The 24,299-nt window shown below is 65.7% G+C and carries 26 protein-coding genes and 1 other RNA gene; 15 read left to right on the top strand and 12 right to left on the bottom strand.

Annotation, left to right across the window (positions count from 1 at the left end; all coding sequences use genetic code 11):
• Positions 1-43 precede the first annotated feature (43 nt).
• From ARC78_RS01930 to ARC78_RS01890, 9 genes are all read right to left on the bottom strand, one after another.
• The gene (locus tag ARC78_RS01930) at positions 44-1,318 is read right to left on the bottom strand and encodes a citrate synthase (RefSeq protein ID WP_054657061.1); all 1,275 of its coding nucleotides are present in this window, start codon (positions 1,316-1,318) and stop codon (positions 44-46) included.
• 274 nt (positions 1,319-1,592) lie between these two features.
• Positions 1,593-1,835 carry a type B 50S ribosomal protein L31 gene (locus ARC78_RS01925; protein ID WP_054657059.1) on the bottom strand — a complete coding sequence of 81 codons (243 nt, stop codon included), beginning with the start codon at positions 1,833-1,835 and terminating at the stop codon, positions 1,593-1,595.
• A gap of 88 nt (positions 1,836-1,923) precedes the next feature.
• Positions 1,924-2,859, bottom strand: coding sequence for a nucleoside hydrolase (locus ARC78_RS01920; protein WP_054657076.1), 936 nt, complete (start codon positions 2,857-2,859; stop codon positions 1,924-1,926).
• A 65-nt stretch (positions 2,860-2,924) separates the two neighbouring features.
• Complete coding sequence (gene recG / locus ARC78_RS01915) at positions 2,925-5,057, bottom strand: ATP-dependent DNA helicase RecG (RefSeq protein ID WP_054657057.1); 2,133 nt, start codon at positions 5,055-5,057, stop codon at positions 2,925-2,927.
• A 435-nt stretch (positions 5,058-5,492) separates the two neighbouring features.
• Positions 5,493-5,876: a RidA family protein gene (locus ARC78_RS01910; RefSeq protein ID WP_054657055.1), complete on the bottom strand. Its 384-nt coding sequence runs from the start codon at positions 5,874-5,876 to the stop codon at positions 5,493-5,495.
• A gap of 196 nt (positions 5,877-6,072) precedes the next feature.
• Positions 6,073-8,232 (bottom strand): RelA/SpoT family protein, encoded by a 2,160-nt coding sequence (locus ARC78_RS01905; RefSeq protein ID WP_054657053.1) that lies wholly within the window; start codon positions 8,230-8,232, stop codon positions 6,073-6,075.
• Positions 8,233-8,339: 107 nt separating this feature from the next.
• Complete coding sequence (gene rpoZ, locus ARC78_RS01900; RefSeq protein WP_054657051.1) at positions 8,340-8,639, bottom strand: DNA-directed RNA polymerase subunit omega; 300 nt, start codon at positions 8,637-8,639, stop codon at positions 8,340-8,342.
• 129 nt (positions 8,640-8,768) lie between these two features.
• Positions 8,769-9,395, bottom strand: coding sequence for a guanylate kinase (gene gmk, locus ARC78_RS01895; RefSeq protein ID WP_054657049.1), 627 nt, complete (start codon positions 9,393-9,395; stop codon positions 8,769-8,771).
• 114 nt (positions 9,396-9,509) lie between these two features.
• On the bottom strand, positions 9,510-10,370 hold the full coding sequence (locus ARC78_RS01890; RefSeq protein WP_054657047.1) for a YicC/YloC family endoribonuclease: 861 nt from the start codon (positions 10,368-10,370) through the stop codon (positions 9,510-9,512).
• A 108-nt stretch (positions 10,371-10,478) separates the two neighbouring features.
• On the opposite strand from ARC78_RS01890, the gene rph reads away from it, so the two are divergent.
• The 7 genes from rph (at position 10,479) to pepQ (ending at position 17,709) form a co-directional block, all read left to right on the top strand.
• Complete coding sequence (gene rph, locus ARC78_RS01885) at positions 10,479-11,207, top strand: ribonuclease PH (protein WP_057505615.1); 729 nt, start codon at positions 10,479-10,481, stop codon at positions 11,205-11,207.
• Positions 11,204-11,590 carry a VOC family protein gene (locus ARC78_RS01880; RefSeq protein ID WP_054657045.1) on the top strand — a complete coding sequence of 129 codons (387 nt, stop codon included), beginning with the start codon at positions 11,204-11,206 and terminating at the stop codon, positions 11,588-11,590. Before rph ends, ARC78_RS01880 begins: the two co-directional genes overlap by 4 nt.
• Positions 11,587-12,189, top strand: a complete 603-nt coding sequence (rdgB, locus tag ARC78_RS01875) for an RdgB/HAM1 family non-canonical purine NTP pyrophosphatase (protein ID WP_057505614.1) — start codon at positions 11,587-11,589, stop codon at positions 12,187-12,189. The genes ARC78_RS01880 and rdgB overlap by 4 nt, the downstream gene beginning before the upstream one ends.
• A 13-nt stretch (positions 12,190-12,202) precedes the next feature.
• Complete coding sequence (gene hemW / locus ARC78_RS01870; RefSeq protein ID WP_057505640.1) at positions 12,203-13,408, top strand: radical SAM family heme chaperone HemW; 1,206 nt, start codon at positions 12,203-12,205, stop codon at positions 13,406-13,408.
• Positions 13,409-13,487: 79 nt separating this feature from the next.
• Positions 13,488-15,947 carry a DUF1631 domain-containing protein gene (locus ARC78_RS01865; RefSeq protein WP_057505613.1) on the top strand — a complete coding sequence of 820 codons (2,460 nt, stop codon included), beginning with the start codon at positions 13,488-13,490 and terminating at the stop codon, positions 15,945-15,947.
• Positions 15,944-16,291, top strand: coding sequence for a PilZ domain-containing protein (locus tag ARC78_RS01860; RefSeq protein ID WP_054658244.1), 348 nt, complete (start codon positions 15,944-15,946; stop codon positions 16,289-16,291). The genes ARC78_RS01865 and ARC78_RS01860 overlap by 4 nt, the downstream gene beginning before the upstream one ends.
• Positions 16,292-16,374: 83 nt before the next feature.
• The gene (pepQ, locus tag ARC78_RS01855; RefSeq protein ID WP_054658242.1) at positions 16,375-17,709 is read left to right on the top strand and encodes a Xaa-Pro dipeptidase; all 1,335 of its coding nucleotides are present in this window, start codon (positions 16,375-16,377) and stop codon (positions 17,707-17,709) included.
• Between the two features lie 67 nt (positions 17,710-17,776).
• Here the strand turns inward: pepQ and ARC78_RS01850 are convergent, their stop codons facing one another.
• Positions 17,777-19,102 (bottom strand): aminopeptidase P N-terminal domain-containing protein, encoded by a 1,326-nt coding sequence (locus tag ARC78_RS01850; protein ID WP_057505612.1) that lies wholly within the window; start codon positions 19,100-19,102, stop codon positions 17,777-17,779.
• Positions 19,103-19,110: 8 nt separating this feature from the next.
• A complete protein-coding gene (locus ARC78_RS01845; RefSeq protein WP_054658240.1) occupies positions 19,111-19,656 on the bottom strand; it encodes a YecA/YgfB family protein in 546 nt (181 codons plus the stop codon).
• A 125-nt stretch (positions 19,657-19,781) separates the two neighbouring features.
• Here ARC78_RS01845 and ARC78_RS01840 point away from each other — a divergent pair, with 125 nt between their 5' ends.
• The 8 genes from ARC78_RS01840 to ARC78_RS01810 all read left to right on the top strand — a co-directional run bounded on the left by ARC78_RS01840 (position 19,782) and on the right by ARC78_RS01810 (position 23,940).
• On the top strand, positions 19,782-20,003 hold the full coding sequence (locus ARC78_RS01840) for a TIGR02449 family protein (protein WP_054658238.1): 222 nt from the start codon (positions 19,782-19,784) through the stop codon (positions 20,001-20,003).
• On the top strand, positions 20,000-20,299 hold the full coding sequence (locus ARC78_RS01835) for a cell division protein ZapA (RefSeq protein ID WP_054658236.1): 300 nt from the start codon (positions 20,000-20,002) through the stop codon (positions 20,297-20,299). The genes ARC78_RS01840 and ARC78_RS01835 overlap by 4 nt, the downstream gene beginning before the upstream one ends.
• 84 nt (positions 20,300-20,383) lie before the next feature.
• Positions 20,384-20,568, top strand: a non-coding RNA gene (ssrS, locus tag ARC78_RS16220) — 6S RNA.
• A gap of 94 nt (positions 20,569-20,662) precedes the next feature.
• Positions 20,663-21,250: a 5-formyltetrahydrofolate cyclo-ligase gene (locus tag ARC78_RS01830; RefSeq protein WP_054658234.1), complete on the top strand. Its 588-nt coding sequence runs from the start codon at positions 20,663-20,665 to the stop codon at positions 21,248-21,250.
• On the top strand, positions 21,247-21,729 hold the full coding sequence (locus tag ARC78_RS01825; RefSeq protein ID WP_054658232.1) for an EVE domain-containing protein: 483 nt from the start codon (positions 21,247-21,249) through the stop codon (positions 21,727-21,729). The genes ARC78_RS01830 and ARC78_RS01825 overlap by 4 nt, the downstream gene beginning before the upstream one ends.
• Positions 21,730-21,840: 111 nt before the next feature.
• Entirely contained in the window at positions 21,841-22,488 is a 648-nt protein-coding gene (gene rpiA, locus ARC78_RS01820) for a ribose-5-phosphate isomerase RpiA (RefSeq protein WP_054658230.1), read from the top strand.
• Between the two features lie 84 nt (positions 22,489-22,572).
• Positions 22,573-23,025, top strand: a complete 453-nt coding sequence (locus tag ARC78_RS01815; RefSeq protein ID WP_054658228.1) for a DUF192 domain-containing protein — start codon at positions 22,573-22,575, stop codon at positions 23,023-23,025.
• 66 nt (positions 23,026-23,091) lie between these two features.
• Positions 23,092-23,940, top strand: coding sequence for a SirB1 family protein (locus ARC78_RS01810; protein WP_054658226.1), 849 nt, complete (start codon positions 23,092-23,094; stop codon positions 23,938-23,940).
• A 98-nt stretch (positions 23,941-24,038) separates the two neighbouring features.
• On the opposite strand, the gene ARC78_RS01805 is transcribed toward ARC78_RS01810, so the two are convergent.
• The gene (locus tag ARC78_RS01805) at positions 24,039-24,230 is read right to left on the bottom strand and encodes a rubredoxin (RefSeq protein WP_054658224.1); all 192 of its coding nucleotides are present in this window, start codon (positions 24,228-24,230) and stop codon (positions 24,039-24,041) included.
• Positions 24,231-24,299: the final 69 nt, after the last annotated feature.

The raw sequence follows: 24,299 nt of genomic DNA, 5'->3' as shown, positions 1-24,299 counted from the left end.
CTTTTCGCGATGATGATGGCGGCGCATCGCTGCGCCGTCAGCATTATTCGTAGTCGCGCACGGCGTGACCGGTGTAGACCTGGCGCGGACGGCCGATCTTCATTTCCGGATCGACCTGCTGTTCCAGCCAATGCGAGACCCAACCAGCGGTGCGGCCCAGGGCGAACATCACAGTGAACATCTCGGTCGGAATCTGCAGCGCCTTGTAGATGATGCCGCTGTAGAAATCGACGTTCGGGTACAGCTTGCGGGCGACGAAATAGTCGTCCTGCAGCGCGGCCTGCTCCAGCTTGACGGCCACGTCCAGCAGCGGATCCTGCACGCCCAGCTGGCCCAGCACCTGCTTGGTCATCTCACCGATGACCTTGGCGCGCGGGTCGAAGTTCTTGTAGACGCGGTGACCGAAGCCCATCAGGCGGAAGCCCGAGGTCTTGTCCTTGGCCTTGAGCACGGCGGACTCGACGTTGTCGGCCGAACCGATCTCTTCCAGCATCTTCAGCACCGCTTCGTTGGCGCCGCCATGTGCTGGGCCCCACAGCGCGGTGACGCCAGCGGCGACCGAGGCGTACGGGTTGGCGCCGGTGGAACCGACCAGACGCACGGTCGAGGTCGAGGCGTTCTGCTCATGGTCGGCATGCAGGATGAACAGCAGGTCCAGCGCCTTTACCACGTCCTTGTTCAGGTCGTACTTGCCATCGGCCGACTCGAAGGTCTGCTTCAGGAAGCGGCTGACGTAATCCAGCGAGGTGTCCGGCGTGTTGGCCGGCAGACCGTTGCCATGACGATAGATCAGCGCCGACAGCGTCGGCACCTTGGCGATCAGGCGCACCGCGGCCTGACGGCGCTGCTCGGCATCGGACAGATCCAGCGAGTCGTGGTAGATCGCCGACAGCTGCGCGATCGAGGCAGCCAGGATCGCCATCGGATGGGCGTCCTTGGCAAAGCTGCCGATCAGCGTGTTGATCGAAGCATCAACGCCAGCTTCCGCACTCAGCTCGGCTTCGAAGGCCTTCAGCTGCTCGGCATTCGGGCGCTCGCCGTTGATCAGCAGGTAGGCGACTTCAACAAAGCTGGACTTCTCGGCCAGCTGTTCAATCGGATAACCGCGATACAGCAGCACACCATTGTCACCATCGATATACGTGATGGCCGACTTGCAGCTGGCGGTGGCGGTGTAACCGGAGTCGTAGGTGAAGAGACCGGTTTCTTTGGTCAGCTTCGAGATATCGACACAGTCATTACCCAGAACGGGTTTGACTACAGGCAGAACAACCGACTTGTCGCCGGCGTTGAGCGTGACCTGATCAAGATCGGACACAGTGTGCGCTCCTCAAGTGGAAGGCGCCTGTCCTGACAGAGAGGAAGCGGGCAGACGCGTGAATGAAGTCCGCGGTTTTCCACCGCGGTTCACGTCATTATCGCACAGCAACATTTGCGGGTTGCGATGACGAAAGTCTTATAGAAAGACCATGGCTGCGACACAGCGTCGCAGTGACGGCCAATCCGACCTCATCGCAATTCAGCCGTACGACAGACAACACAAAACAACGGCCACGCAGAGCGCAGCCGTTGTTTTGGCAACAACAACCAGATTAGCGCGCGTAACGCTTCTGGAACTTGTCGATGCGGCCGCTGGTATCGATGACCTTGTGCTTGCCCGTGTAGAACGGATGCGAAGCAGAGGAAATTTCAACCTTGACCAGCGGATACTCTTCGCCGTCTTCCCACTTGACCGTTTCCTTGGAGGACATGGTCGAACGGGTCAGGAATTTGAAATCGGAAGTGACGTCGTGGAAAACGACGTTGTGGTAATCAGGATGGATATCGGCCTTCATGGGCTCACACCGTGCGGGCTGGTGGTCAAGAGCGGCATTATAGGCTTGGCTTGCGACGATAGGCAAGCCAAGTCCATACAGCCTGGGTTTACAGGCCCAGTGCGGCGCGCACCTGGGCCTCGAAACGCCCCTGCTCGTAGCCGATCAGCAGCGCGGTATTGTCCGGCGCTCCGGTCTGCCGATTCCAGTCCACCACGGTGGCGCCGCGGCTGCGGTTGCCAGTGAGCTCGACCGCCAGCGGACGCTGCTCCACCCGCGTCGCCCCTTCAGGCTGCAAAGCCCACGCCATCGCCAAGGCGTCGGCCGCGTACCAGTACTCACCACGACTGTCCTCGGACCACAACCGCGTCTGCCGCGAGATCAGTTCGTAGAAGCGTGCCTTGTCGGTATCGGCGGCCAACCACTGTTCGACATCACGATGCAGCAGGCCATGGGCGATGGTGGCTTCCCAGTCGGCGACGTCCGTATGCGGGAACATCGAAAACACGATGTGCGCGGCTTCCGGATCAAACGCGATGTTGAACTCAGCCACCGGGGTGATATTGCCATGGCCGTTGATTGCCCCGCCCATCACCACAAAGCGCTTGACGCGCTTTGGCAAGCTCGGATCAAGCTTGAGTGCCAGCGCGATGTTGGTCAGCGGCCCAAGTGCGACCAGCAGCAGCTCGCCGGCATATTCGTGCGACAGACGCAGGATCGCCAATGCCGCGTGTTCCGCCTGCACCTTGCGTGCGGTCAACGGCAGATCCACATCACCGAACCCATCACGCCCATGCACGTGGGCGGCATCTTCTGCCGGATACACGAGCGGATCGGCCGCGCCGGCAAATACCGGCACATCCTCGCGATCGGCCACTTCGCACAGCTTCAATGCATTGCGCACGGTGTAGTCCAGACCGACGTTGCCGGCCGCCACCGTCAGACCGACGACGTCGTGGCGGTCGTCGGCAAACGCCATCAGCAAGGCCAGCGCATCGTCCACGCCGGGATCGGTATCAATCAGCAACGGAATCTTCTTGCTCATCTTGTGCTTCACATCGGATCGATCTTTGAGCATGGCAGTTTGGCCATGACAGGGGAAGCCTGGGTTCAGGCCGCCGCATATCGCGCCGCGCCACCAATCCAGCGCTGCACGACGCGTTCGGCCAGCGCCGGCGACTCGGCCAGCAGGCGATCGGCAAGGTCATGCACGACAGGCAACAGACCCGCATCGCGGGCCAGGTCTGCGACGCGGAATGCGGCAAGACCGGTCTGACGCGTGCCAAGCAGTTCACCGGGGCCGCGCAGCTCCAGGTCCTTCTCCGCGATCAGGAAGCCATCGGCCGTGTGCCGCATGGTTTCCAGTCGCTCCCGCGCCATCGCCGACAACGGGGCCTGGTACATCAACACACAACTGGATGCGGTCGCGCCGCGACCCACCCGCCCCCGCAGCTGGTGCAGCTGCGCCAGCCCCAGCCGCTCGGCATTCTCGATGATCATCAGCGATGCGTTGGGCACATCGACACCGACTTCGATGACGGTGGTGGCCACCAGAAGGTCGACCTCGGCCGATTTGAAAGCGCGCATCGCCGCTTGCTTTTTGGCCGCCTTCATCCGCCCGTGCACCAGCCCGATGCGCAGCTCGGGCAGCTGCGCGGACAATGTCTCGAACGTGGTCTGCGCGGCGGTCGCATCCAGCCGCGCCTGGCCCGGACCACTCCCCTCTTCTTCACTTTCCTCGATCAGCGTGCAGACCCAGTACACCTGGCGCCCCTGCCGACAGGCCACGCGGATACGCTCGACCAGCGCCGGACGGCGTTCGGCGCTGATGACGATCGTTTGCACCGGGGTGCGCCCCGGCGGCAGTTCGTCGATGGCCGAAACATCCAGGTCCGCATACGCGGCCATCGCCAGCGTGCGCGGAATCGGCGTGGCGGTCATCACCAGCTGATGCGGCACCACGCCGGCAGCCGCGCCCTTGTCGCGCAACGCCAGGCGCTGATGCACGCCGAAGCGGTGCTGCTCATCGACGATGGCCAGCGCCAGATCGTTGAACACCACCGCATCCTGCATCAACGCGTGCGTGCCAACCACCACCTGCGCGTGCCCGCTGGCAACGTCTTCGAGCACCTTGCTGCGGGCCTTGCCGGTCACCTTGCCGGCCAGCCAGGCCACGCGAACGCCCAGCGGTTCCAGCCAGCTGCGCAGATTGGTCAGATGCTGTTCGGCCAACAGCTCGGTCGGCGCCGCCAACGCGACCTGCTTGCGGCGCTCCACCGCCAGCATCGCCGCCAGCGCAGCCACAACGGTTTTGCCGGAGCCGACATCGCCCTGCACCAGCCGCAGCATCGGGTGCGCACGCGCAAGATCACGACGGATCTCGTCGAACACCCGTTGCTGCGCGCCGGTAAGACGGAACGGCAATGACGCGAGCAGCGCCTTTACCAGCCCGTCGCCTCCACGCAACGCGGGCGCGCGATGGGCCTGCAGCGCGATCCGCTGGCGGCGCAGACTCAGGTGATGGGCCAGCAGCTCCTCCATCGCCAGTCGCCGCTGTGCCGGGTGGACGCCCGCACCCAGCGCTGCAACATCCGCGTCGACCGGGGGGCGGTGCATGGTCAGCAGCGCCTCCCGCAAGGACGGCAGCCCCAGCCCGGACAGCAGTGCGGGCGGCAGCAGTTCCAGCGTGGCAGCATCGGGCAGCCGGTCGATGGATTGGCCGATCAACTTTCGCAGGCTGGCCGGACCGATGCCCTCGACCACCGGATAGACCGGATCCAGCGCCTGCTCGAGCGCGGCCTGCTCGTCATCGGCGAGCAGCTGGTAGCTGGGATGCACGATCTCCAGCCCCTGCTGACCGGCACGCGGCGTGCCATAGGCACGCAACCGCCGGCCTAGCGCGAACTGGGCCACCTGCGCGGCGCGAAAGTGGAAGAATCGCAGCACCAGCAGGGCGCCGGACCCGTCACTGATCGCCACGCGCAGTACCGGGCGGTAGCGGAAACCGCGCTCCACCGCCTCGACCCTGCCCTCCACCTGGGCCGCCACCCCGGCCTTCAGCGCGCGGATCGGCAGCAGCGTGGTGCGATCCTCGTAGCGCAGCGGCAGGTGCAGCCACAGATCCTGAAGGGTGGTCAGCCCACGCGCCTCCAGCTTGGCCGCCACCCGGGGTCCGACCCCGGCAAGGCGGTCCAGCGGTTCGGTGGACAGATCAAGGGTGGCAAGGTCACGACGCGCAGACATTGCACAAGGATGCCGTCATGCGTCACAAACAGAAACCCCGGCATCCGAAGACGCCGGGGTTTCCCTACGCCCCGCCCCACCGGAACGCCGGGTTGCCCGGGCTCAGCGCCCGCCTGTCGAGCACACCGGCAGCTGCCTTCTTCCCCCACGACACGAGGTGGCCCATCCGCACGCCGGCGGCGCGGCGGGCAATCCCGCTTCAGCCAGGTGCAACACCCGAGCCGCACCAAGCCTGCAGCGGCAGTGGTGCAGGCCCGCGAACCGGCTATCGCCATGACCGGCGATCCACCCGGCCTCAACGATACGTCCCCACTCGGCCGCGCCTTCAAGCGACGGACCAGGCGTATACCCTCCGACATCAGGCTTCCTGCGTCCTGACAGACGAATGCCCGGCAGAACCGGGCATTCGCACATGGACAGGTTGCCGATGACGGATCAGTCGAGAAACATCACCGCGTCGACCTCGAACGCGGCGCCCTTGGGCAGGCCGGACACTTCAATGGTCGAGCGTGCCGGGAACGGCGCCTGGAAATACTCCTGCATCACCGCATTGACCTTGGCGAACTCACCCAGATCGGTCAGATACAGGCCCAGCCGCACCATCTTGTCCAGCGACCCACCCGCTTCTTCGGCCACCGCCTTGAGGTTGTCGAACGCGCGACGGGCCTGCGCGGTCACATCGCCGGCGACGATCTCACCGGTCGCCGGGTCCAGCGGAATCTGGCCGGAAAAATACACGGTGTTGCCGGCACGCACGGCCTGCGAATAAGGGCCGATGGCGGCCGGAGCGTTGGCGGTATTGATGATCTGGCGGGACATGGACAGCTCCACTCTGATAGTAGGTGCCCCATTGTAGCGCCGGCCCTGTCGCCACCCGCACCCCATCGGAATGCGGCAACGAAAGTCTGGTCAAATTTTGACCAGCCCATGGAAACACCTGCCCCATAAGGCCCTGAAGACCTTATCCACAACTTGTCATCGCCGTGTTGCACACCCTCTGTGGAGAACTGCGCAACTACTGCCGACGCACCGCCTGCACCACCGACAGACGCCGCAGGCGCCGCATCACTTCGGCCAGGTGGGTGCGATCGCGCACCTGGATGTTGAAGCACAGCACCGCGGCATTGGGATCGCGATCCAGATAGTCCACGCGCTCGATGTTGGAATGACTCTGCGCGATCGCCGCGGCCAACTGGGCCAGCACGCCGGTGCCATTCTCCACTTCCACGACCAGCGCCGTGTCGTAGTCCCCGACCACACTGGTGTCCCAGCCGATCGGCACCCAGCGCTCGGGCGACTTGCGCAGTTCAGCCAGATTCGGGCAATCCATGCGGTGCACCACGATGCCCTTGCCGGCAGTGTGGTAACCCATGATGTCGTCGCCCGGAATCGGCTGGCAGCAATTGGCGAAGCTGACCACGCCGCGCTCACTGCCATTGATCAGGATCTTCTCCTGCGGCCGCTGCGCCGAATCACCGGCACGAAGCTCGCCATAGGCCATCAACGCCTGTGCCGCCTGGGTCGGCATCCAGTTGCCCAGCGCGACATCGGCCAGGAACGCCTCCAAGCGCGGGAACCGGTACTCGGCCAGGAACGCATCCAGGCGCCCCTTCGGCAGCCGCTCGATCGAACTGTCCATCGCCTCCAGCGCGCGGTCGAGCATGCGATGGCCCAGCTGCACCGCATCCTCGTGTTCCAGCTGTTTGAGCTGGTGGCGGATGGCGGTGCGGGCCTTGGAGCTGACCACGAATTCCAGCCACTGCGGCTTTGGCGTGGCCGACCGTGCGGTGATGATTTCCACGGTCTGGCCGCTGACCAGCCTGGTGCGCAGCGGCACCAGCTTCTTGTCCACCCGCGAGGCCACCGCCCGGTTGCCCACATCGGTGTGCACGGCATAGGCGAAATCCAGCGTGGTGGAGTTGCGCGGCAGCGACAGGATCTTGCCCTTGGGCGTGAACAGATAGACCTCGTCCGGGAACAGGTCGACCTTGACGTTGTCGAGGAACTCGAGCGAAGAGCCGGCCGCCCGCTGCGAATCGATCAGATCGACGATCCACGCGTGGGCACGGCTCTGCGCACTGTTGGGCGAATCACCACCGAACTTGTAGGTCCAGTGCGCAGCCACACCGCGCTCGGCGATCAGGTCCATTTCCTCGGTGCGGATCTGCACTTCGATCGGCGAACCGTATGGCCCGAACAGCACCGTGTGCAGCGACTGGTAGCCGTTGGCCTTGGGGATGGCGATGAAATCGCGGAAGCGGCCATCCAGCGGCTTGAATGTGGCATGCACGGCGCCCAGCGCGTGATAGCAGTTCGGCACGCTGCGCATGACCAGGCGGAAGCCGAACACGTCCATGACCTGGTCGAAGCTTTTGTTCTCGTCGCGCATCTTGTTGTAGATGCTCCACGGCGTCTTGATGCGGCTGATCAGGCGGTGTTCGAGCCCTTCGCGTGCCAGACGCTGCGACAGCTGCACCTCCACCTGCGCCATCGACTCGCGACGGACCACCGGCTGGCTGCGGATGTGCTTTTCGATGATCGCGTGACGCCACGGATACAGCGCGCGGAAGCCCAGATTCTGCAGCTCGGACTTGATCAGACTCATGCCCAGGCGCTGCGCGATCGGCGCGTAGATATCCAGTGTTTCCAGGGCGATGCGGCGGCGTGCCTCGCTGCTCTGCGCGCCCAGCGTGCGCATGTTGTGCAGGCGGTCGGCCAGCTTGATCATGATCACGCGCAGGTCGCGCGACATCGCCAGCAGCATCTTACGGAAGCTCTCCGCGGCCGCTTCCTGGCGGTCACGGAACTTGAGCTTGTCCAGCTTGGTGACCCCGTCGACCAATTCGGCCACGGTCTCGCCGAACTCGGCGGCCAGCTGCTGCCGGGTCAGCGGCGTGTCTTCGATCGTATCGTGCAGGATCGCGGCGATCAGCGCCTCCACGTCCAGTCCCAGCTCCGCGAGAATGCGCGCCACCGCGACCGGATGGGTGATGTAGGGCTCGCCTGATTTGCGCGTCTGGCCCGCGTGCGCGGCCGCGCCCACTTCCCATGCACGCCGCAGCAACGGCACTTGTCCAGCAGGAAGATAGCCGGCAGCACGTTCGAGTTGGAGTACGTAGTCAGGTACCGCCCCGCCCGCTGGCGTGGCGACCTGGGCAGTAGGGCCTGGGTTCATGTCAGAAGACTATGTCAGCAGCGTAATAACGGCAAACCCCACAACGCGAACAGCCCGCATAGAGCGGGCTGTCGGTGCCATCTCACGCGATGATCCGGGCAGCCGGATCAATCGTCGTTCTTGGACATGTCTTCGTCGGCAACCACTTCGGCGGCAGCCCATTCCAGCGCCTCACGCTCGATGCGCTCGCGCTCGGCCTTCTCGACTTCCTCGATCAGGTTGAGGTCGATCTTGCGGGCCGCGATTTCGCGCAGTGCCAGCACGGTCGGCTTGTCCTCGGTCTCGCTGTTATCGATCGTCGCCTGGACACCATTTGCCAACTGGCGGGCGCGCTTGGACGCCATCATGACCAGCTCAAAACGGTTGTTAACGACTTCCAGGCAATCTTCTACGGTAATGCGGGCCATGCGGGCTCCCGGCGACCTGCAACGGCCGCTCGATCGAATGTGGGAAAAGGGGGCGATTGTAGGGGCGAGCCATGGCAAAAATCAAGCCAGCCCCTGAACAGACCCTTGTGAATCAATCGCTTGCTGTTTTTACGGGGTCGATTCCGGGGCCAGCAACGAGTCTATCAGTCCGGCGTGGCGCCGCTGCTGGGCCGCCAGTCGCAGGCGGCTGGCGGCGAAGATGGAGCACATTTCACCCACGGCGATGTCAAAGTCCTCATTGACGATCACATAGTCGAATTCGTCGTAGTGCAGCATTTCCTCGCGGGCGGCGGCCAGCCGCTGGGCGATCACCGCCTCGCTGTCCTGGCCGCGCTTGCGCATGCGCTCGTCCAGCGCCTGGCGCGACGGCGGCAGGATGAACACACTGACCGCACCGGGCACCTTCTCGCGCACCTGGCGCGCACCCTGCCAGTCGATTTCCAGCAGCACGTCCTGGCCGGCGGCCAGCTGCGGCTCCACCGATTGGCGGGCGGTACCCTTCCAGTCGCCGTGCACCAGGGCGTGCTCGAAGAAATCGCCGTCACCGATCATCCGCTCGAACTCGGCCGCGCTGACGAAATGGTAGTGCTTGCCGTTCTCCTCGCCCGGACGCATGGCCCGCGAGGTGAAGGAGATCGAGAGTGAAATCTGCGGATCGCGCGCCAGGGTGGCGTTGACGATGCTGCTTTTGCCTGCGCCGGAAGGGGCGGCAACGATGTAGAGAGTTCCGCGCATGGAACTGGGGCGCCACTTGCAAGGCAGCGCAGAATATCACGCACCGGCCGGCAACCCGAATCCACCGGCCACCAGATCGGTGGTGGCCGGTTCACAGCAACGCCAGGGACGCGGTTATTCGATGTTCTGGACCTGCTCGCGGATCTGGTCGATCAGCACCTTCAGCTCCACCGCGGCATTGGAAGTGCGGCTGTCCACCGACTTGGACCCGGTGGTGTTGGCTTCGCGATTGAATTCCTGCAGCAGGAAGTCCAGGCGACGCCCCACCGGCTCGCGCTGCTTGAGCACCCGGCGGATCTCGGCGATGTGGCTGGACAGACGATCCAGCTCCTCGTCCACGTCAAGCTTCTGCAGCCACAGCACCAGTTCCTGTTCGGCGCGCCCCGGATCCATCGGATGGGGAAGATCGGCCAGTCGTGCGGCCAGCTTGGCGCGCTGCCCTTCGCGGATGGCTGGAATCAGCTCACGCACTTCCGCGGCGATACGCTCGACCCCGTCCACACGCTCGCTGATGGCTTCGGCCAGCTTCTGGCCCTCGCGCTCACGCGCCTGCACGAAGCTGTCGATGGTTTGATCCAGCAGCGCCAGCGCTTCGGCCTGCAGGGCGGCCGCGTCGGTGGATTCGGCGCGCAGCACCCCCGGGTATTGCAGCAATTCGGTGAAACCCACCTGCATGGAGGGAAAACTTGCCTGCAGACGTGCCGCCAGATCGCCCAGCTGTTCCACCAGCACTTCATTGACCGCCAGCGAGGTGGTCGCCTCGGGCGCACGCAGGCGCATCACCAGATCCAGCTTGCCGCGACTGACCCGTGCGGACACGCGCTCCCGCAGCTGTGGCTCCAGCGAACGCAGGTCTTCCGGCAGCCGCACCCCTACTTCGAGAAAGCGGTGATTGACCGAGCGCAGTTCGCAGCCCAAGGTGCCCCAGGGCGTCACGCGCTCACCACCGGCGTAGGCGGTCATGCTCCGAATCATGTGTTTTCCGATGAATTTCAAAGGGCGAATGGTACCCTAGCCAGCCCCGGACGCCGGTGTATTGACCGCCCGGACGCCCCATCGAAGCCTTCGCAATCCGGACTTTTCATGACCTTTTCCCGTCCCAGCGGCCGCCAGGCCGATCAGCTGCGCACCGTTACCCTTGAACGCGCCTTCACATGCCACGCCGAAGGCTCGGTTCTGGTGAGCTTTGGCAATACCCGCGTGCTGTGCACGGCCAGTGTCGAGAACCGCGTTCCCGGCTTCCTGCGCGGCAAGGGCGAAGGCTGGGTGACAGCTGAATACGGCATGCTGCCGCGCGCCACCCATACCCGTTCCGACCGCGAAGCCGCGCGTGGCAAGCAGGGCGGCCGCACCTTGGAAATCCAGCGCCTGATCGGCCGCACGCTGCGCGCCTGCATCGACCGCAATGCGCTGGGCGAGCGCACCATCACCCTGGATTGCGACGTGCTGCAGGCCGACGGCGGCACCCGCACCGCCGCCATCACCGGCGCCTACGTGGCACTGGTCGACGCGGTGAACGTGCTGCTCAAGCGCGGCGACATCAAGCGCAATCCGGTCTTCGGCGCCGTCGCCGCGGTGTCGGTCGGCGTCTACAAAGGCGTACCGGTGCTGGATCTGGACTACGTCGAGGACAGCGACTGCGACACCGACATGAACGTGGTGATGAACGACGGCGGCGGCTTCATCGAGCTGCAGGGCACCGCTGAAGGCCACGCCTTCCGTCGTGACGAGCTGGACGCGCTGCTGGTGCTGGCTGAAAAGGGTATCCGCGAGCTGTTCGACGCGCAGCAGGCGGCACTGGCGCAGGCATGAGCCGGTATCTGGCCCTGGTGACGGTGGTCGTCGCCGATTACGACGAGGCCATCGCCTGGTACACCGGCGCGCTGGGCTTCCGCCTGCTGGAGGACCTGGATCAGGGCCACAAGCGCTGGGTCGTGGTCGGCCCGGCCAATGGCAACGCCGCATCGCTGTTGCTGGCGCGCGCCAGTGACCAAGCGCAGCGCGCGCATATCGGCAACCAGACCGGCGGCCGTGTCGGCTTCTTCCTGTACACCGACGACTTCTGGCGCGACTACGAGGCCATGCAGGCCTTCGGTGTGGAATTCACCGAAGCGCCCCGCAACGAGAGCTATGCCACCGTCGTGGTGTTCCGCGACCTGTATGGCAATACCTGGGACCTGCTGGAACCCAAATGATGAAACTGGTACTGGCCAGCGGCAACGCCGGCAAACTGGAAGAGCTGCAGACCCTGCTGGGCGGGTTGCCGCTGCAGATCGTGCCGCAGCGCGAGCTGGGCGTGGGCGATGTGCCGGAAACCGGCCTGACCTTCGTCGAGAACGCGCTGATCAAGGCGCGCCACGCCTGCGAAGTCACCGGCCTGTCGGCGCTGGCCGATGACTCCGGCCTGATCGTCGATGCACTGGACGGTGCGCCCGGCCTGTACAGCGCGCGCTACGCCGGCAGCCCCACCGACGATGCCGCCAACAACGCCAAGCTGCTCGAAGCGCTGCGCGATGTGCCCGCCCAGCGCCGCACTGCGCGTTTCTACGCGGTGATCGTGCTGCTGCGCCACGCCAATGATCCGCAGCCGCTGATCTGCGAAGGCAGCTGGGAAGGCCGCATCATCGATGAACTGCGCGGCAGCAACGGCTTCGGCTACAACCCGGTATTCCTGGATGAAGAACTTGGCCTGACCGCCGCGCAGATGGAGCCGGCGCAGAAGAATGGCCGCAGCCATCGCGCCAAGGCGCTGCAGTTGCTGGTACAGCAGCTGTCCACCCAGCTGGCGCGCTGAGGTCGGCATGCATATGGACCTCCACACCCATGACGACGCCTGCGGCTGTGATGCCCCGGGCCCGGTGCAACTGGTACCACCGCCGTTGTCGCTGTATGTGCACCTGCCATGGTGCGTGCGCAAATGCCCGTACTGCGATTTCAACTCGCACGCGGGCAAGGGTGCGCTGCCGTTCGATGCGTATATCGATGCGCTCATCCGCGATCTGGACCAGGATCTGCCACTGGTCTGGGGCCGGGTGGTGAACAGCGTGTTCTTCGGCGGCGGCACTCCCAGCCTGTTCCCGCCCGAGGCGATCGACCGCTTCCTGCAGGCAGCCAGCGCGCGCCTGCGCTTTGCGCCGAATCTGGAAGTGACGCTGGAGACCAACCCGGGCACCGCCGAACACGGCCGCTTCGACCGCTACCGGGCGGCGGGCGTGAACCGCATCAGCTTCGGCATCCAGACCTTCAACGATGAAGCATTGCAGCGCCTGGGCCGTATCCACGACAGCCGCGAGGCCGAACGCGCGGTCAAGCTGGCGCAGGACGCCGGCTACAACAACTTCAATATCGATCTGATGTACGCGCTGCCGCAGCAGACGCTGGCCCAGGCAGAGCATGATCTTGAGCGGGCCTTCGCACTCGATCCCACGCATATCTCGCACTACCAGCTGACGCTGGAGCCGAACACGGTGTTCTTCGCCAAGCCGCCGCAGGGCATTCCCGACGAGGACAGCGCCTGGGACATCCAGGAGCATTGCCAGGCCTTGCTCGCCGAGCACGGCTATGGCCAGTACGAGGTCAGCGCCTATGCCCGCGAGGGCTGGCAATGCCAGCACAACCTCAACTACTGGCGCTTCGGCGACTACCTGGGGATCGGTGCCGGCGCCCACGGCAAGATCAGCTCCGGCGCCGAGCAGCAGGTGCTGCGCCGCTGGAAGCACAAGCACCCGCAGACCTTCATGGACACCGCAGGCACGCCCGCCGCCATCGGCGGCGATGACGTGGTCGGCGCAGAACGCCTGCCGTTCGAGTACATGCTCAATCTGCTGCGCCTGCACGAAGGCTTCCCGCTGGCCGATTTCGAGGCCCGCACCGGACTGGAGCGCAGCGTGCTGCGACCGGCACTGGATACCGCACAGGCGCGCGGCTGGCTGATCTGTGACGGTGCCAGAGCCACGCCCACCGAGCTGGGCCGGCGCTTCACCAATGACGTGGTGGAGCTGTTCCTGCGCTGAGCGCACGCGACGGAAGTGGCTACTCCGTCACCAAAATGGTAGAAAACGTCCCATACAAGGGGCGCGGAACGTACATCGGATGTCAGGGAACGCATCAACCACCGCCAGCCATGCGCCGGCTCGAATCGCTGGCGCCGCGCTGCCACCCCGTGTGCGGATGTTGCTGGAGCAGATCCACGCGCTGGCCGTGGAAGTGCTGGAGCAGCCACTGAAGCTGACCATGCTCGGACTGGACCGCGAGCTGTTCCAGCATGCGGAAAAAGCCCGCAGCAGCCAGCTCCAATCGGACATCTACGCGCAGATGCGCCAGCTGCGCGAGTGCAGCGACCAGTTCCCGGCACGCTTTTTCGACGCGCTGGAGCAGCAACTGGTCCAGTTCAAGGATGCCCGCCATACCGCGGCCGCGCGGACAAGGGACGCCTCGCTCAAGACCATGACGCTGGTCGAAGACACCGACATCGACCGCGACATCGTGCTGCATGAAATGGCCCGGCGCGAAAGCAACCGCTCGCCCAGTCCGTTGCAACTGCTGGGGCAGCGTTTTGGCGTGCTCGCCGCGCAACCGGCCATCGAGATCGAACGGCTGCCGATCGGCCCCTATGCGCTGTGCCGCGCGTTGCGCGACTGCGGCGAGCAGCTGCAGCTGAGCCTGGAAACGCAGCTGTTGCTGTATCAGGTGTTCGAGCGCCAGGCGATGGAACGCCACAGCGAGTTGATCGATCGCGCCAACATCCTGCTCGCCCGCGAAGGCGTGCTGCCCGGGCTGGTCTACCGCCCCTACCTGGTGCGCCCTTCCGCCCCGCGCGGCGGCGGCCAGAACGGGCCTTCGACCGCCAACGCCAACGCCGCAAATGGCGAGCGCACGGCGGCCAACCGGCCCCTGACCGGCTGGCAGGGACAGGCGCCCGCGGCGTCGTGGGCGGTTCTGCCTGTTGAGGGCGCCACGGCTGGATTCCCTGCCGCCGTTGCCGCTGCAGGATCAGCAGCCCCCTCCGCCCCCTCCTTCTCGGCCGGCGCGGGCAGCACTGGCGCTGTCCCCGGCGCCATGCCCGCCGGCAGCGAAAGCGGTATCTCCGCCCCCGGCATGTCCGCCCTGCACAGCCTGCTGGACGCCGCCCGCCATCCCCAGCCACGTGGCAACGTGGCAGCCAGTGCCGCCACGGCCACCACCGACGACCCGCACACCGCTGCAGCGCCACCGGCAGGCGACGCCCCCCGACCGGTTCCCAGCCAGGCCGTGATGGAGGTGCTCGGCCGCCTGCAGGCGCAGGCCGCCTCGCCAGGCACGCGGCGCAGCATTGGCGACATCCGCAATGCGCTGCTCGGTCAGATCAAGGCCGACCACGGACCAGCGGCCTCACTCGCCCCACAGGATGCCGACACCCTCGACCTGCTGGGGATGCTGTACACGCAGATCCAGCGCGAAGTCCGCACCGAAGGCGCGGCCGCGGACCTGCTGACCCAGCTGCAGGTACCGGTGGTGCGGGCGGCGATCCACGACGAGGCGTTCTTCGTCCGTGACCAGCACCCCGCGCGCGAGCTGCTCAACGCGGTGGCCGAATCCGGCGCCACCTGGCTGGGCGATGACGATGGCGATCCGGTGCTGCTGCAGAAGCTCGGTGAGGCGGTCAACAAGGTCGTCACCGACTACGACGGCAACGAAGCCGTCTTCACCGAGGCCAACCAGCAGATCCAGAACCACCTGCGGACGGCCGCCCGCAAGGCCGAAGTCACCGAGCGCCGGCATGTGGAGGCGGCACGCGGCAAGGAGCGGCTGGAGGCTGCCAAGCAGCTGGCCACGCGTACCATCGACCAGCAATGTCGCAACGGCGCGGCGCCCAAATTCGTGCAGACCCTGCTGCGCCAGGCCTGGGCCGACGTATTGACCCTGACCCTGCTGCGCCAGGGCGACAACTCCGAGGAATGGCAACAGCGCCAGGTCGCCACCGCCCGCATCAGCGAAGTCACCGCCAGCCCCGCTGGCGGCGAGCCGGACGTGGTGCTGGGCAAGCAGATCGAAGAATCACTGCTGCAGGTCGGCTACCACCGCGACGAGGCTGGCGCGATCGCCCGGCGCCTGTCCACCCCGGGCGGGGAAGACGACACCACCTCCAAGACCGAGCTCAGCGCCAAACTCAAAGCCCGCGCCCGTCTGGGTGAGGGCAGCGAGCGCGACGAAGAAGAAGATCCGCGCCGCAAGCCGGTAGCCAACCGCAGCCCGGAAGAGGAAACGCATTACCGGCAGTTGCGCACGATGCCGTTCGGCACGTGGTTCGAATTCACCGTCAACCAGCAGGGTGATTCGCAGCGCCAGCGCCTGTCCTGGTACAGCCTGATCACCGACAACGTACTGTTCGTCAATCAGCGCGGGCAGAAGGTGGCCGAGCATTCGCTCGACGCCCTCGCCCGGCTGATGGCCAAGGGCCAGGTGCAGGTGGTCACCGAAGACCGCGGCCGCCTGATCGACCGCGCCTGGCAGGCAACCCTGCGCACGTTGCGCTCACTTGCCGGCGGCAGTTCCGCTGCGGAGTCCGCATGATCACCAACACCCGGCGGGCGCCGCGCCTGCAGATTCCAGCACTGATCCCGGTCTGGGACCGGATGACCGACAGCGTGATCGGCCGCCTGAGCAACGTGTCCGAAACCGGCATGCTGGTCATCGCCTCCGAACCCCTGCTGGAAGATGCCCTGTACCAGCTGCAGTTCCCCATTCCCGACGGCCGGGGCGGCGAGATCGACATCGACGTCGGCGTGCATCTGCTGTGGCGTACCCCGGCCCACACCCCGAACCACTGCTGGGCCGGCTTCCGTTTCCTGACCCTGGACAGACCCCACCGCGAACAGCTGGCGCGGTGGATCGAGGGCAACCTTCCTGCGGACTGACTGCCGAAAACGGCACAGCAGCTCGCGCGTGATTGCGGCAGAATCGTAGGCCTGTATTCCGCACCGTCGAGCGAGCCACCGCGATGAAACAGCAAGATCCAGGCGTCCTGTATTCCCACCATCTGGGCGAGCTCTCCCGCCGCGCCGATGCGGCGCTGGCACGCGGCGGTTTCGATCACCTGGTCATTCCCAGCGGTACCCTGCACTACCAGGCCTTCGACGACCGCGATTACCCGTACGCGGTCAACCCGCAGTTCAAGGCCTGGCTGCCGCTGACCCGGCTGCCCAACAGCTGGCTGATCCACACCCCCGGGAAACGCCCGACGCTGGTGTTCTATCAGCCGTTCGACTATTGGCACGCGGTTCCGGCCGCACCCAGCGGCTGGTGGGTGGAGCATTTCGATATCCACATCATCCGCAAGCCGGACCAGGCGCTGGCCTTGCTGCCCGGGGACCCGGCGCGCTGCGCCATTGTCGGTGAGCCGCAGAGCGCGCTGGGCAACTTCGTACCGAACAATCCGGAAGCGGTGATCAACCATCTGGACTGGCACCGCGGCTACAAGACCCCCTATGAAATCGCACTGATGCGCCAGGCGCAGGTGCTGGGCGTGCGTGGCCATCGTGCCGCCGAGGCCGCGTTCCGGGCCGGTGCCAGCGAGTTCGAGATCCACATGGCCTACTGCCAAGCGGTCGGCCAGGACGCCAACGACCTGCCCTACGGCAACATCATCGCGCTCAACGAACATGCCGCGGTGCTGCACTACACCGACCTGGGCCGCAGCGCACCGCAGCCGCTGCGCAGCTTCCTGATCGACGCCGGCGCTTCGGCCTGCGGCTATGCCAGCGATATCACCCGTACCTACGCGGCCGCCGGCCACGGTGAATTCCAGGCGCTGGTCGATGCGGTGGACGCGGCGCAGATCAAGATGTGCGAAGCGGTCCGCGCCGGCTTCGACTACAAGCAGCTGCATATCGATGCCCACCTGTCGCTGATGGGCATCCTCAAGGACTTCGGTGTGATCACCGTATCGCCGGAGGCTGCGCTGGCCACCGGGGTGAGCGCGGCATTCTTCCCGCACGGCATCGGCCACCTGATCGGTGCGCAGGTGCACGATGTGGCCGGCTTCGCCGCCGGCGAGCACGGCGGCCGGATCGAACGCCCGGCAGGACATCCCTACCTGCGTCTGACCCGCGTGCTGGAACCGGGCATGGTGGTGACCATCGAGCCGGGCCTGTACTTCATCGACATGCTGCTGGAAGAAGTGAAGAAAGCCGGCAACGCCGCCAGCATCAACTGGGGGCGCGTGGATTTCTTCCGTCCCTACGGCGGCGTCCGTATCGAAGACGAAGTGCTGTGTACCGAAGGCCAGGCCGACAACCTCACCCGTCCGGCATTTGCCGCCGCAGCCACGGACTGACCGGCCCGGGCCATGCAACAGAAAAGGGCGCCGATCGGCGCCCTTTTCCTTTTTCCGGCACTCGGACTCAGCGCGCCGCCATGAACGCCTCGATCTCCTCGGCACTGCGCTCCAGCGCGCCGGTGAGCACGCGATGGCCGTCACCGGTGATCAGCACATCGTCCTCGATGCGGATACCGATGCCGCGCCAGCGCGCCTCCACGCTGCGATCGTCGCTGGCAATGTAGAGCCCGGGCTCGATGGTGAACACCATGCCCGGCTCCAGCAGGCGCGACTCGCCAGCCACCCGGTAATCGCCCACGTCGTGCACATCCAGCCCCAGCCAGTGCCCGGTCTTGTGCCGGTAGAAGCGCTGGTAGTGGCGTTCGATGAGGTTCTCTTCCAGATCCCCTTTCAGCAGCCCCAGCCGCAGCAGGCCCTCGGTCAATACCTCAACCGCGGCCAGGTGCCCCTCCTCGTAGGCGATACCCGGCTGCGCCTGCTCCAGCGCGGCGGTCTGCGCCGCCAGTACCAGATCATGCAGCGCGCGCTGCTCGGGGCTGAAGCGGCCATTGAGCGGGAAAGTGCGGGTGATGTCGCTGGCATAGCCGTGGTATTCGGCGCCGGCATCGATCAGCACCAGGTCGCCGTCACGACTGCCGCTGCTGTTGTCACGGTAATGCAGCACACAGGCGTTGCCGCCGGCGCCGACGATGCTGCTGTAGGCCGGACAGGCGCCATGCGCGCGGAACTCGCGCTCCAGCTCGGCCTGCAACTCGTACTCGTGGATACCCGCGCGCGCCGCCCGCATGGCCGCGCGATGGCCACGCACGCTGATGTCCGCCGCCATCTGCATCAACGCGATTTCATCGGCCGACTTGTACAGCCGCTGCTCGTGCAGCAGGTGACCCAGCTCCAGGAACTCGTGCGGCGGCTGCGCACCGTGCCGGACCTGCGAGCGCACCCGGTTGACCCAGCCGATCAGCTTCAGATCGAAGTCCGCATCACGACCGAAGTGGTAGTACACCCGCGAACGCCCTTCCAGCAGACCGGGCAGGATCTCATCCAGGTCATCGATCGGATACGCGTCATCCATGCCGTAGCGCGCCACTGCGCCCTCCTGGCCCTCGCGCGGACCATCCCAGGCCTCGCGGTCCGGGTCGCGCTCGCGGCAGAACAGGATCGTCTCGCCGTGGCGCCTGCCCGGAATCAGCACCAGCACCGACTCCGGCTCCTGGAAACCGCACAGGTACCAGAAATCCGAATCCTGACGGTACGGATGGAACGTGTCGTGGCTGCGCACCCGTTCCGGCGCGGCAGGCAATACCAGAATGGCGTCATCGCCGGCCGCCTCCATCAACTGGCGACGGCGGCGGGCGTACTCGGCGGGGGTGATCCCGGAAAGTCGCTTCATGCCGCAGCTCAGTTCAGACGCTGGCGGTGACGCGACCCCATCACGCAGTCGCCATGCAGCAGCAGCGCGGCCACGCGCACGAACTCCTCGATTTCCGCCAGCGCGTCCTCGTCTTCCTCACCGGCATCGAATTCGTCACTGGACGCCTGGGCCAGTTTGGCCAGATCCTGCAGCGCCTCTTCCCCCTCCTCGCTCAGCGCCGGGCGCTTGCCCGAGGCCAGACCGAAACCGCCCAGGAAGGCGCGGCACCACTCGAACAGCGCATCGGTACGCGCCTGCAGCGGCGCAGCGGTATCGGCCAGCACCAGTTCGAAGGCGAAATCCCGGTCTTCCAGCTGCGCCACCGTGGCCAACCGCAGCTGATCGAGCACGCTGTCCGGCTCGGGCACCGGCAAGCTGGCATCGGCCAGCACCTGGCCTAGCCACGCCGGCAGATCGGCCCCGCCGGCGGCCAGCCAGCCGCACAGCCCTCCGTGCAGTTCGGCAGGAGAGGCGCCCAGACCCAGACTCTGGCTGGCTTTGAGGATGTCGTTGACGGCAGGAAGTTCGGTCATGTCACAGGTCTGGAAAACGGATGGGGCCACGTCGCGGCAAACAACGACAGCGGCCGCACAGTGTACCAACCGCACCCCCATCACCACCTTGACCGCCCCTCACCGGCATGCCTATCGTGCACGCCATGGATTCCTTCGACCCCGCTGCCCAGTTGCAGGCCCTTGCCGTCCGCATCGAACTGCTGTTCGAGCGCAACCAGCGGCTGGCCGATGAGAATCGCAGCCTGCGCCAGCAGCAGGAACAGCTGATGACCGAACGCTCGCAGCTGTTGGCCAAGAACGAACAGGCGCGCTCGCGCGTGGAAGCGATGATCACCCGCCTCAAGTCGCTGGAGCAGCACACGTGAGCCAGAACGAACCGGTCAGTGTCCGTATTCTCGATCGCGACTACACCGTCGGCGTGGAACCGGGCGAGCGCGACAGCCTCACCGCCGCCGCGCATATGCTCGATGCGCGGATGCGCGAGATCCGCGGCAGCAACCGCATGGCCGCGGTGGATCGCGTGGCGGTGCTGGCCGCATTGAATCTGGCGCATGAAATGCAGCTGATGCGCGACGAGCTGGCCAAACAGCAGCAGCGTTTCCAGAGCACGTTGAATGATCTGAACCGTCGTCTGGACACCGCCATCGACAACGCGCGTTGATCCAGCTGAGCGGCTCAGGCAGCTGAATCCGCGACGGCTGGAAAAGGCTGCATTTGCGCCCGCAACCTCGCTATACTGGCCCTGCGTTCTCTGCCGTGAACGACGGCGTGTGCAAACATTCGCCTTGTCCCTTAATTACGACCACGGGGGCGCGACGGCGCCGGGTGTGCAAGTCCGCCTTGTAGCGGGAAGCCCGATGGTTCCCCAGCGTTCCCACTTGAACCCCGGGTTCAAGGTCGTTTCGCACGCATCGTCATGGCGGAGAATGCAATATTCCGCGGGAGCGGCATCTTCGGGTGCCGTTCCCGCTTTTCGTTGTGCCGCCCGCAACACATTTCCACTCCGCAACGGTCCCCGCCTGTCATGACAGAGCTTCGCCAGAAGCTGCGCCAGCAACTGCGCCAGCATCGCCGCGATATTCCCGCCGCCATGCGCATCGCCGCCGCCGAACGTCTGGCCGCGCGCCTGCTGTCCCTTCCATTCGCCGATGTCAGCGGCCCGGTGGCCGGCTACTGGGCAATGGATGGCGAGATCGCGCTGCACCGCTGGCAGATGCAGCTGCCAGCCCAACAGACCTATTGCCTGCCGGTGCTGCATGGCAAGCTGCTGCGCTTCGCGCCGTGGCGGCCGGGGCAGCCGCTGGTCAGCAACCGTTACGGCATTCCCGAACCGGATGTAGACCCGGCGCAGGCGCTGCCGCCGGAAGAGATGGCGCTGGTGGTGGCGCCGCTGGTCGGCTTCGACGACACGGGCCGGCGGCTGGGCATGGGGGGCGGCTGGTATGATCGCAGCTTCGCATTCCGGCAGCGCCAGGCCGCGCCGCCGTGGCTGGTGGGTGTGGGGTTTTCCGCCCAGCAGGTGCCGTCATTGCCGGTCGAGGACTGGGATGTGGCGGTGGATGCCATCTGTACCGAGCAGGCCACTCTCTACCCGGAACCGTTGAACGCATGACCGCCCGCAAGCGCTACTGGCTGATGAAGTCCGAACCGGACGCCTTTTCCATCGACGACCTGCAGCGCGTGGGCACCGAGCCGTGGAATGGCGTGCGCAACTACCAGGCGCGCAACTTCATGCGCGATGGCATGAAGGTCGGCGACGGCATCCTGTTCTACCACTCCAACACCAAGGTACCGGGCATCGTCGGCATCGCCACGGTGGCCAGCGAGGCCTACCCGGATGACACCCAGTTCGATCCCGAATCCGACTACTGCGACCCCAAGAGCACGCGCGAGCAGCCGCGCTGGATGCTGGTCGATGTCGCGTTCGAGCGCAAACTGGCGCAGGTGATCGCGCTGGACGAGATCAAGCTGCATGCCGAGGAACTGGGCGAAGGTTTTCCGCTGACCGCCAAGGGCAATCGCCTGTCGGTGTTCCCGGTCACCGCCGCACAGTGGAAGCTGCTGCTGTCGCTGGAAAAGAAGCCGGCCTGACATCCCATTGCCCGTAGGAGCGACGTCAGTCGCGATGGGACTTTCCCGGCAAAGCGCCGGTCGCGCCTGCCATCGCTCCTACCCTCCCTTTCCCCATCCACCGAGCCCACCATGTCCGAAGCCAAGCGCCTGGCCGCCGAAAAAGCCATTGAATACGTCGAAAAGGGAATGATCGTCGGAGTCGGCACCGGCTCCACCGTCGCCTATTTCATCGAGGCGCTGGCGCGCATCAAGGACCAGATCGAAGGTGCAGTCTCCAGCTCCGAGCAGAGCACCGCGCTGCTCAAGGGCCACGGCATCGAGGTGCTGGACCTGAACCACACCGGCGGTCTGTCGCTGTACGTGGACGGCGCCGACGAGTGCGACGGCAACAAGAACCTGATCAAGGGCGGTGGGGCCGCGCTGACCCGCGAGAAGATCATCGCCGAGGCCAGCAAGCAGTTCGTCTGCATCATCGACCCGAGCAAGCAGGTCAAGGTGCTGGGCAAGTTCCCGCTGCCGGTGGAAGTCATTCCGATGGCGCGCAGCCTGGTCGCCCGCGAAATCCTGGCGCTGACCGGCGGCCAGCCGGTGTGGCGCGATGGCGTGGTCACCGACAATGGCAACCTGATCCTGGACGTGCACAACCTGTCCATCACCGACCCGGTGAAGCTGGAACAGCAGCTCAACCAGATTCCCGGCGTGGTCACCGTCGGCCTGTTCGCACGGCGTCCGGCCGATGTGGTGATCATCGGCGGTGAACCGCCCCAGGTGCTGTAAGCCTGCCCACTGCCTCTGACGGCATGCAGTCGCGTGCCGTCCCGCCGCCCCACCGACTCCTCATCCCCTTCCCGGTCCCTGCCCATGTGCCTGTTACGTCTATTGCTCGCCAGCTCCCTGCTCGCTCTTGCCAGTTGCGCCAGCGCCGGAGGCACGCACTGGGTGGAGCTGGCCGGGGCCCGCTACCAGGTGGAAGTGGCCCAGGACGATGAAAGCCGCGCACGCGGGCTGATGTTCCGTGACCAGATGGATGCCGATCACGGCATGCTGTTCATCCATGACCGCGAGGAACCACAGGCGTACTGGATGAAGAACACCAAGCTGGCGCTGGACATCCTGTACTTCGACAGCGCGCGCCGGCTTGTCAGCCAGCAGCGCGATGTGCCGCCGTGCTCGGCCGGCAACGCCTGCCCGCCGTATCCAAGCTTCAAGCCGGCCCGCTACGTGCTCGAACTCAACGCCGGGCAGGCGGCCAGGCTGAAACTGGAAGACGGTGCCGAGCTGACCTTCGGTCCCGGCATCGTCCAGCCCGATTGAACCACCGCTGCATGGAAGACGGCACCACGCTTGAACCGGCGGCGCTTTGTCGCCAGTCTTGCAGCCATGTCTGAACCCCGTATCACCCTGCCGCAGTGGGACGAGCTTGCCAATCTGGGCGATGAGCTACTGCCCCTGCTGCCGACCGCGCTGCTGATCGCGCTCGACGAATACCCGCAGCTCGATGCTGCCCGGTACGACCGCATGTTGCAGGCCCATGCAGACCATCTGCACACGGAAGTGGGCGCAATCAGCGAGTGGCCGCTGAAAGTGGCGGCGATCAACCACCACCTGTTCAACGAGCTGGGCTACAGCGGCAACCACGACGAGTACTACGATCCGCGCAACAGCTATCTCAACGAGGTGGTCGCGCGCCGGCTGGGCAATCCGATCTCGCTGGCGCTGGTGCAGATCGACGTCTCGCGGCGGCTGGGCTTGCCTCTGCAAGGCATTTCCTTCCCCGGGCACTTCCTGGTGCGGCTGCCGGTGGAAGAAGGTGTGCTGATCATGGATCCCTTCAATGGCGGCCGGCCATTGAGCGTGGAGGAGCTGCGTGAGCGCGCCCGCGCCAACCTGGGCGGGGAAGTCCCGGACGATCAGGTGCTGGCGCAGATTCTGGACCCGGCACCGCACCGCGCCATATTGATGCGGATGCTGCGCAACCTGCATGGCGTGTATGTGGAGCGCCAAGAGTGGGACCGCGCCGCGCGCAGTGCCGACCGCATCCTGAAACTGGCACCGCAACAGGCCGATGCGGTCCGCGACCGCGGCCTCGCCTACCTGCAGCTGGAACACCTGGCCGGCGCCCGCACCGATCTGGCGCGCTATCTGAAGATGGAACCCGAGGCCGGCGATGCGGCCGCGATCCGCGAACGTCTGATCGATATCGGCGGCGAACGTCCGCGGCTGCACTGAAGCCACGCCGGCGGCCCGACGCAGCTGCAGCCACGCCAGGCAAGTGGGGTGGCGATCAGGCCTGGCGCATACTGCCGCCTACCGCAGGTGCCGGCCGTTCAGTCCAGCTCGACCATCTCGAAGTCGTCCTTGGTCACGCCACAATCCGGACAGGTCCAGGTATCGGGCACCTCGTCCCAGCGCGTGCCCGGCGCGATGCCCTCTTCCGGCAAGCCGTCCGCCTCGCGGTAGATGAAACCGCAGACGATACACATCCAGTCGCGCAGGGTGGAGGCCGTGGCATCGGACATCGGGGATAATCGCCGCATAGAGAAACGGCGTTGATTGTCACATTCCCTTCGCCGTACCGGTAGCCATCC

The sequence above is a fragment of the Stenotrophomonas pictorum JCM 9942 genome (assembly GCF_001431585.1).
GTDB classification, from domain to species: Bacteria; Pseudomonadota; Gammaproteobacteria; order Xanthomonadales; family Xanthomonadaceae; genus Stenotrophomonas; species Stenotrophomonas pictorum.
This window is presented reverse-complemented; position numbering and strand designations above follow the sequence as displayed.

What these genes read in the sequence shown, in the direction of transcription:
- ARC78_RS01925 (WP_054657059.1), bottom strand. Translation starts at nt 1,835, where the DNA reads ATGAAGGCCGATATCCATCCTGATTACCACAACGTCGTTTTCCACGAC.
- ARC78_RS01920 (WP_054657076.1), bottom strand. Translation starts at nt 2,859, where the DNA reads ATGAGCAAGAAGATTCCGTTGCTGATTGATACCGATCCCGGCGTGGAC.
- recG (WP_054657057.1), bottom strand. Translation starts at nt 5,057, where the DNA reads ATGTCTGCGCGTCGTGACCTTGCCACCCTTGATCTGTCCACCGAACCG.
- ARC78_RS01910 (WP_054657055.1), bottom strand. Translation starts at nt 5,876, where the DNA reads ATGTCCCGCCAGATCATCAATACCGCCAACGCTCCGGCCGCCATCGGC.
- ARC78_RS01905 (WP_054657053.1), bottom strand. Translation starts at nt 8,232, where the DNA reads ATGAACCCAGGCCCTACTGCCCAGGTCGCCACGCCAGCGGGCGGGGCG.
- rpoZ (WP_054657051.1), bottom strand. Translation starts at nt 8,639, where the DNA reads ATGGCCCGCATTACCGTAGAAGATTGCCTGGAAGTCGTTAACAACCGT.
- gmk (WP_054657049.1), bottom strand. Translation starts at nt 9,395, where the DNA reads ATGCGCGGAACTCTCTACATCGTTGCCGCCCCTTCCGGCGCAGGCAAA.
- ARC78_RS01890 (WP_054657047.1), bottom strand. Translation starts at nt 10,370, where the DNA reads ATGATTCGGAGCATGACCGCCTACGCCGGTGGTGAGCGCGTGACGCCC.
- rph (WP_057505615.1), top strand. Translation starts at nt 10,479, where the DNA reads ATGACCTTTTCCCGTCCCAGCGGCCGCCAGGCCGATCAGCTGCGCACC.
- ARC78_RS01880 (WP_054657045.1), top strand. Translation starts at nt 11,204, where the DNA reads ATGAGCCGGTATCTGGCCCTGGTGACGGTGGTCGTCGCCGATTACGAC.
- rdgB (WP_057505614.1), top strand. Translation starts at nt 11,587, where the DNA reads ATGATGAAACTGGTACTGGCCAGCGGCAACGCCGGCAAACTGGAAGAG.
- hemW (WP_057505640.1), top strand. Translation starts at nt 12,203, where the DNA reads ATGGACCTCCACACCCATGACGACGCCTGCGGCTGTGATGCCCCGGGC.
- ARC78_RS01865 (WP_057505613.1), top strand. Translation starts at nt 13,488, where the DNA reads ATGTCAGGGAACGCATCAACCACCGCCAGCCATGCGCCGGCTCGAATC.
- ARC78_RS01860 (WP_054658244.1), top strand. Translation starts at nt 15,944, where the DNA reads ATGATCACCAACACCCGGCGGGCGCCGCGCCTGCAGATTCCAGCACTG.
- pepQ (WP_054658242.1), top strand. Translation starts at nt 16,375, where the DNA reads ATGAAACAGCAAGATCCAGGCGTCCTGTATTCCCACCATCTGGGCGAG.
- ARC78_RS01850 (WP_057505612.1), bottom strand. Translation starts at nt 19,102, where the DNA reads ATGAAGCGACTTTCCGGGATCACCCCCGCCGAGTACGCCCGCCGCCGT.
- ARC78_RS01845 (WP_054658240.1), bottom strand. Translation starts at nt 19,656, where the DNA reads ATGACCGAACTTCCTGCCGTCAACGACATCCTCAAAGCCAGCCAGAGT.
- ARC78_RS01840 (WP_054658238.1), top strand. Translation starts at nt 19,782, where the DNA reads ATGGATTCCTTCGACCCCGCTGCCCAGTTGCAGGCCCTTGCCGTCCGC.
- ARC78_RS01830 (WP_054658234.1), top strand. Translation starts at nt 20,663, where the DNA reads ATGACAGAGCTTCGCCAGAAGCTGCGCCAGCAACTGCGCCAGCATCGC.
- ARC78_RS01825 (WP_054658232.1), top strand. Translation starts at nt 21,247, where the DNA reads ATGACCGCCCGCAAGCGCTACTGGCTGATGAAGTCCGAACCGGACGCC.
- rpiA (WP_054658230.1), top strand. Translation starts at nt 21,841, where the DNA reads ATGTCCGAAGCCAAGCGCCTGGCCGCCGAAAAAGCCATTGAATACGTC.
- ARC78_RS01815 (WP_054658228.1), top strand. Translation starts at nt 22,573, where the DNA reads ATGTGCCTGTTACGTCTATTGCTCGCCAGCTCCCTGCTCGCTCTTGCC.
- ARC78_RS01810 (WP_054658226.1), top strand. Translation starts at nt 23,092, where the DNA reads ATGTCTGAACCCCGTATCACCCTGCCGCAGTGGGACGAGCTTGCCAAT.
- ARC78_RS01805 (WP_054658224.1), bottom strand. Translation starts at nt 24,230, where the DNA reads ATGTCCGATGCCACGGCCTCCACCCTGCGCGACTGGATGTGTATCGTC.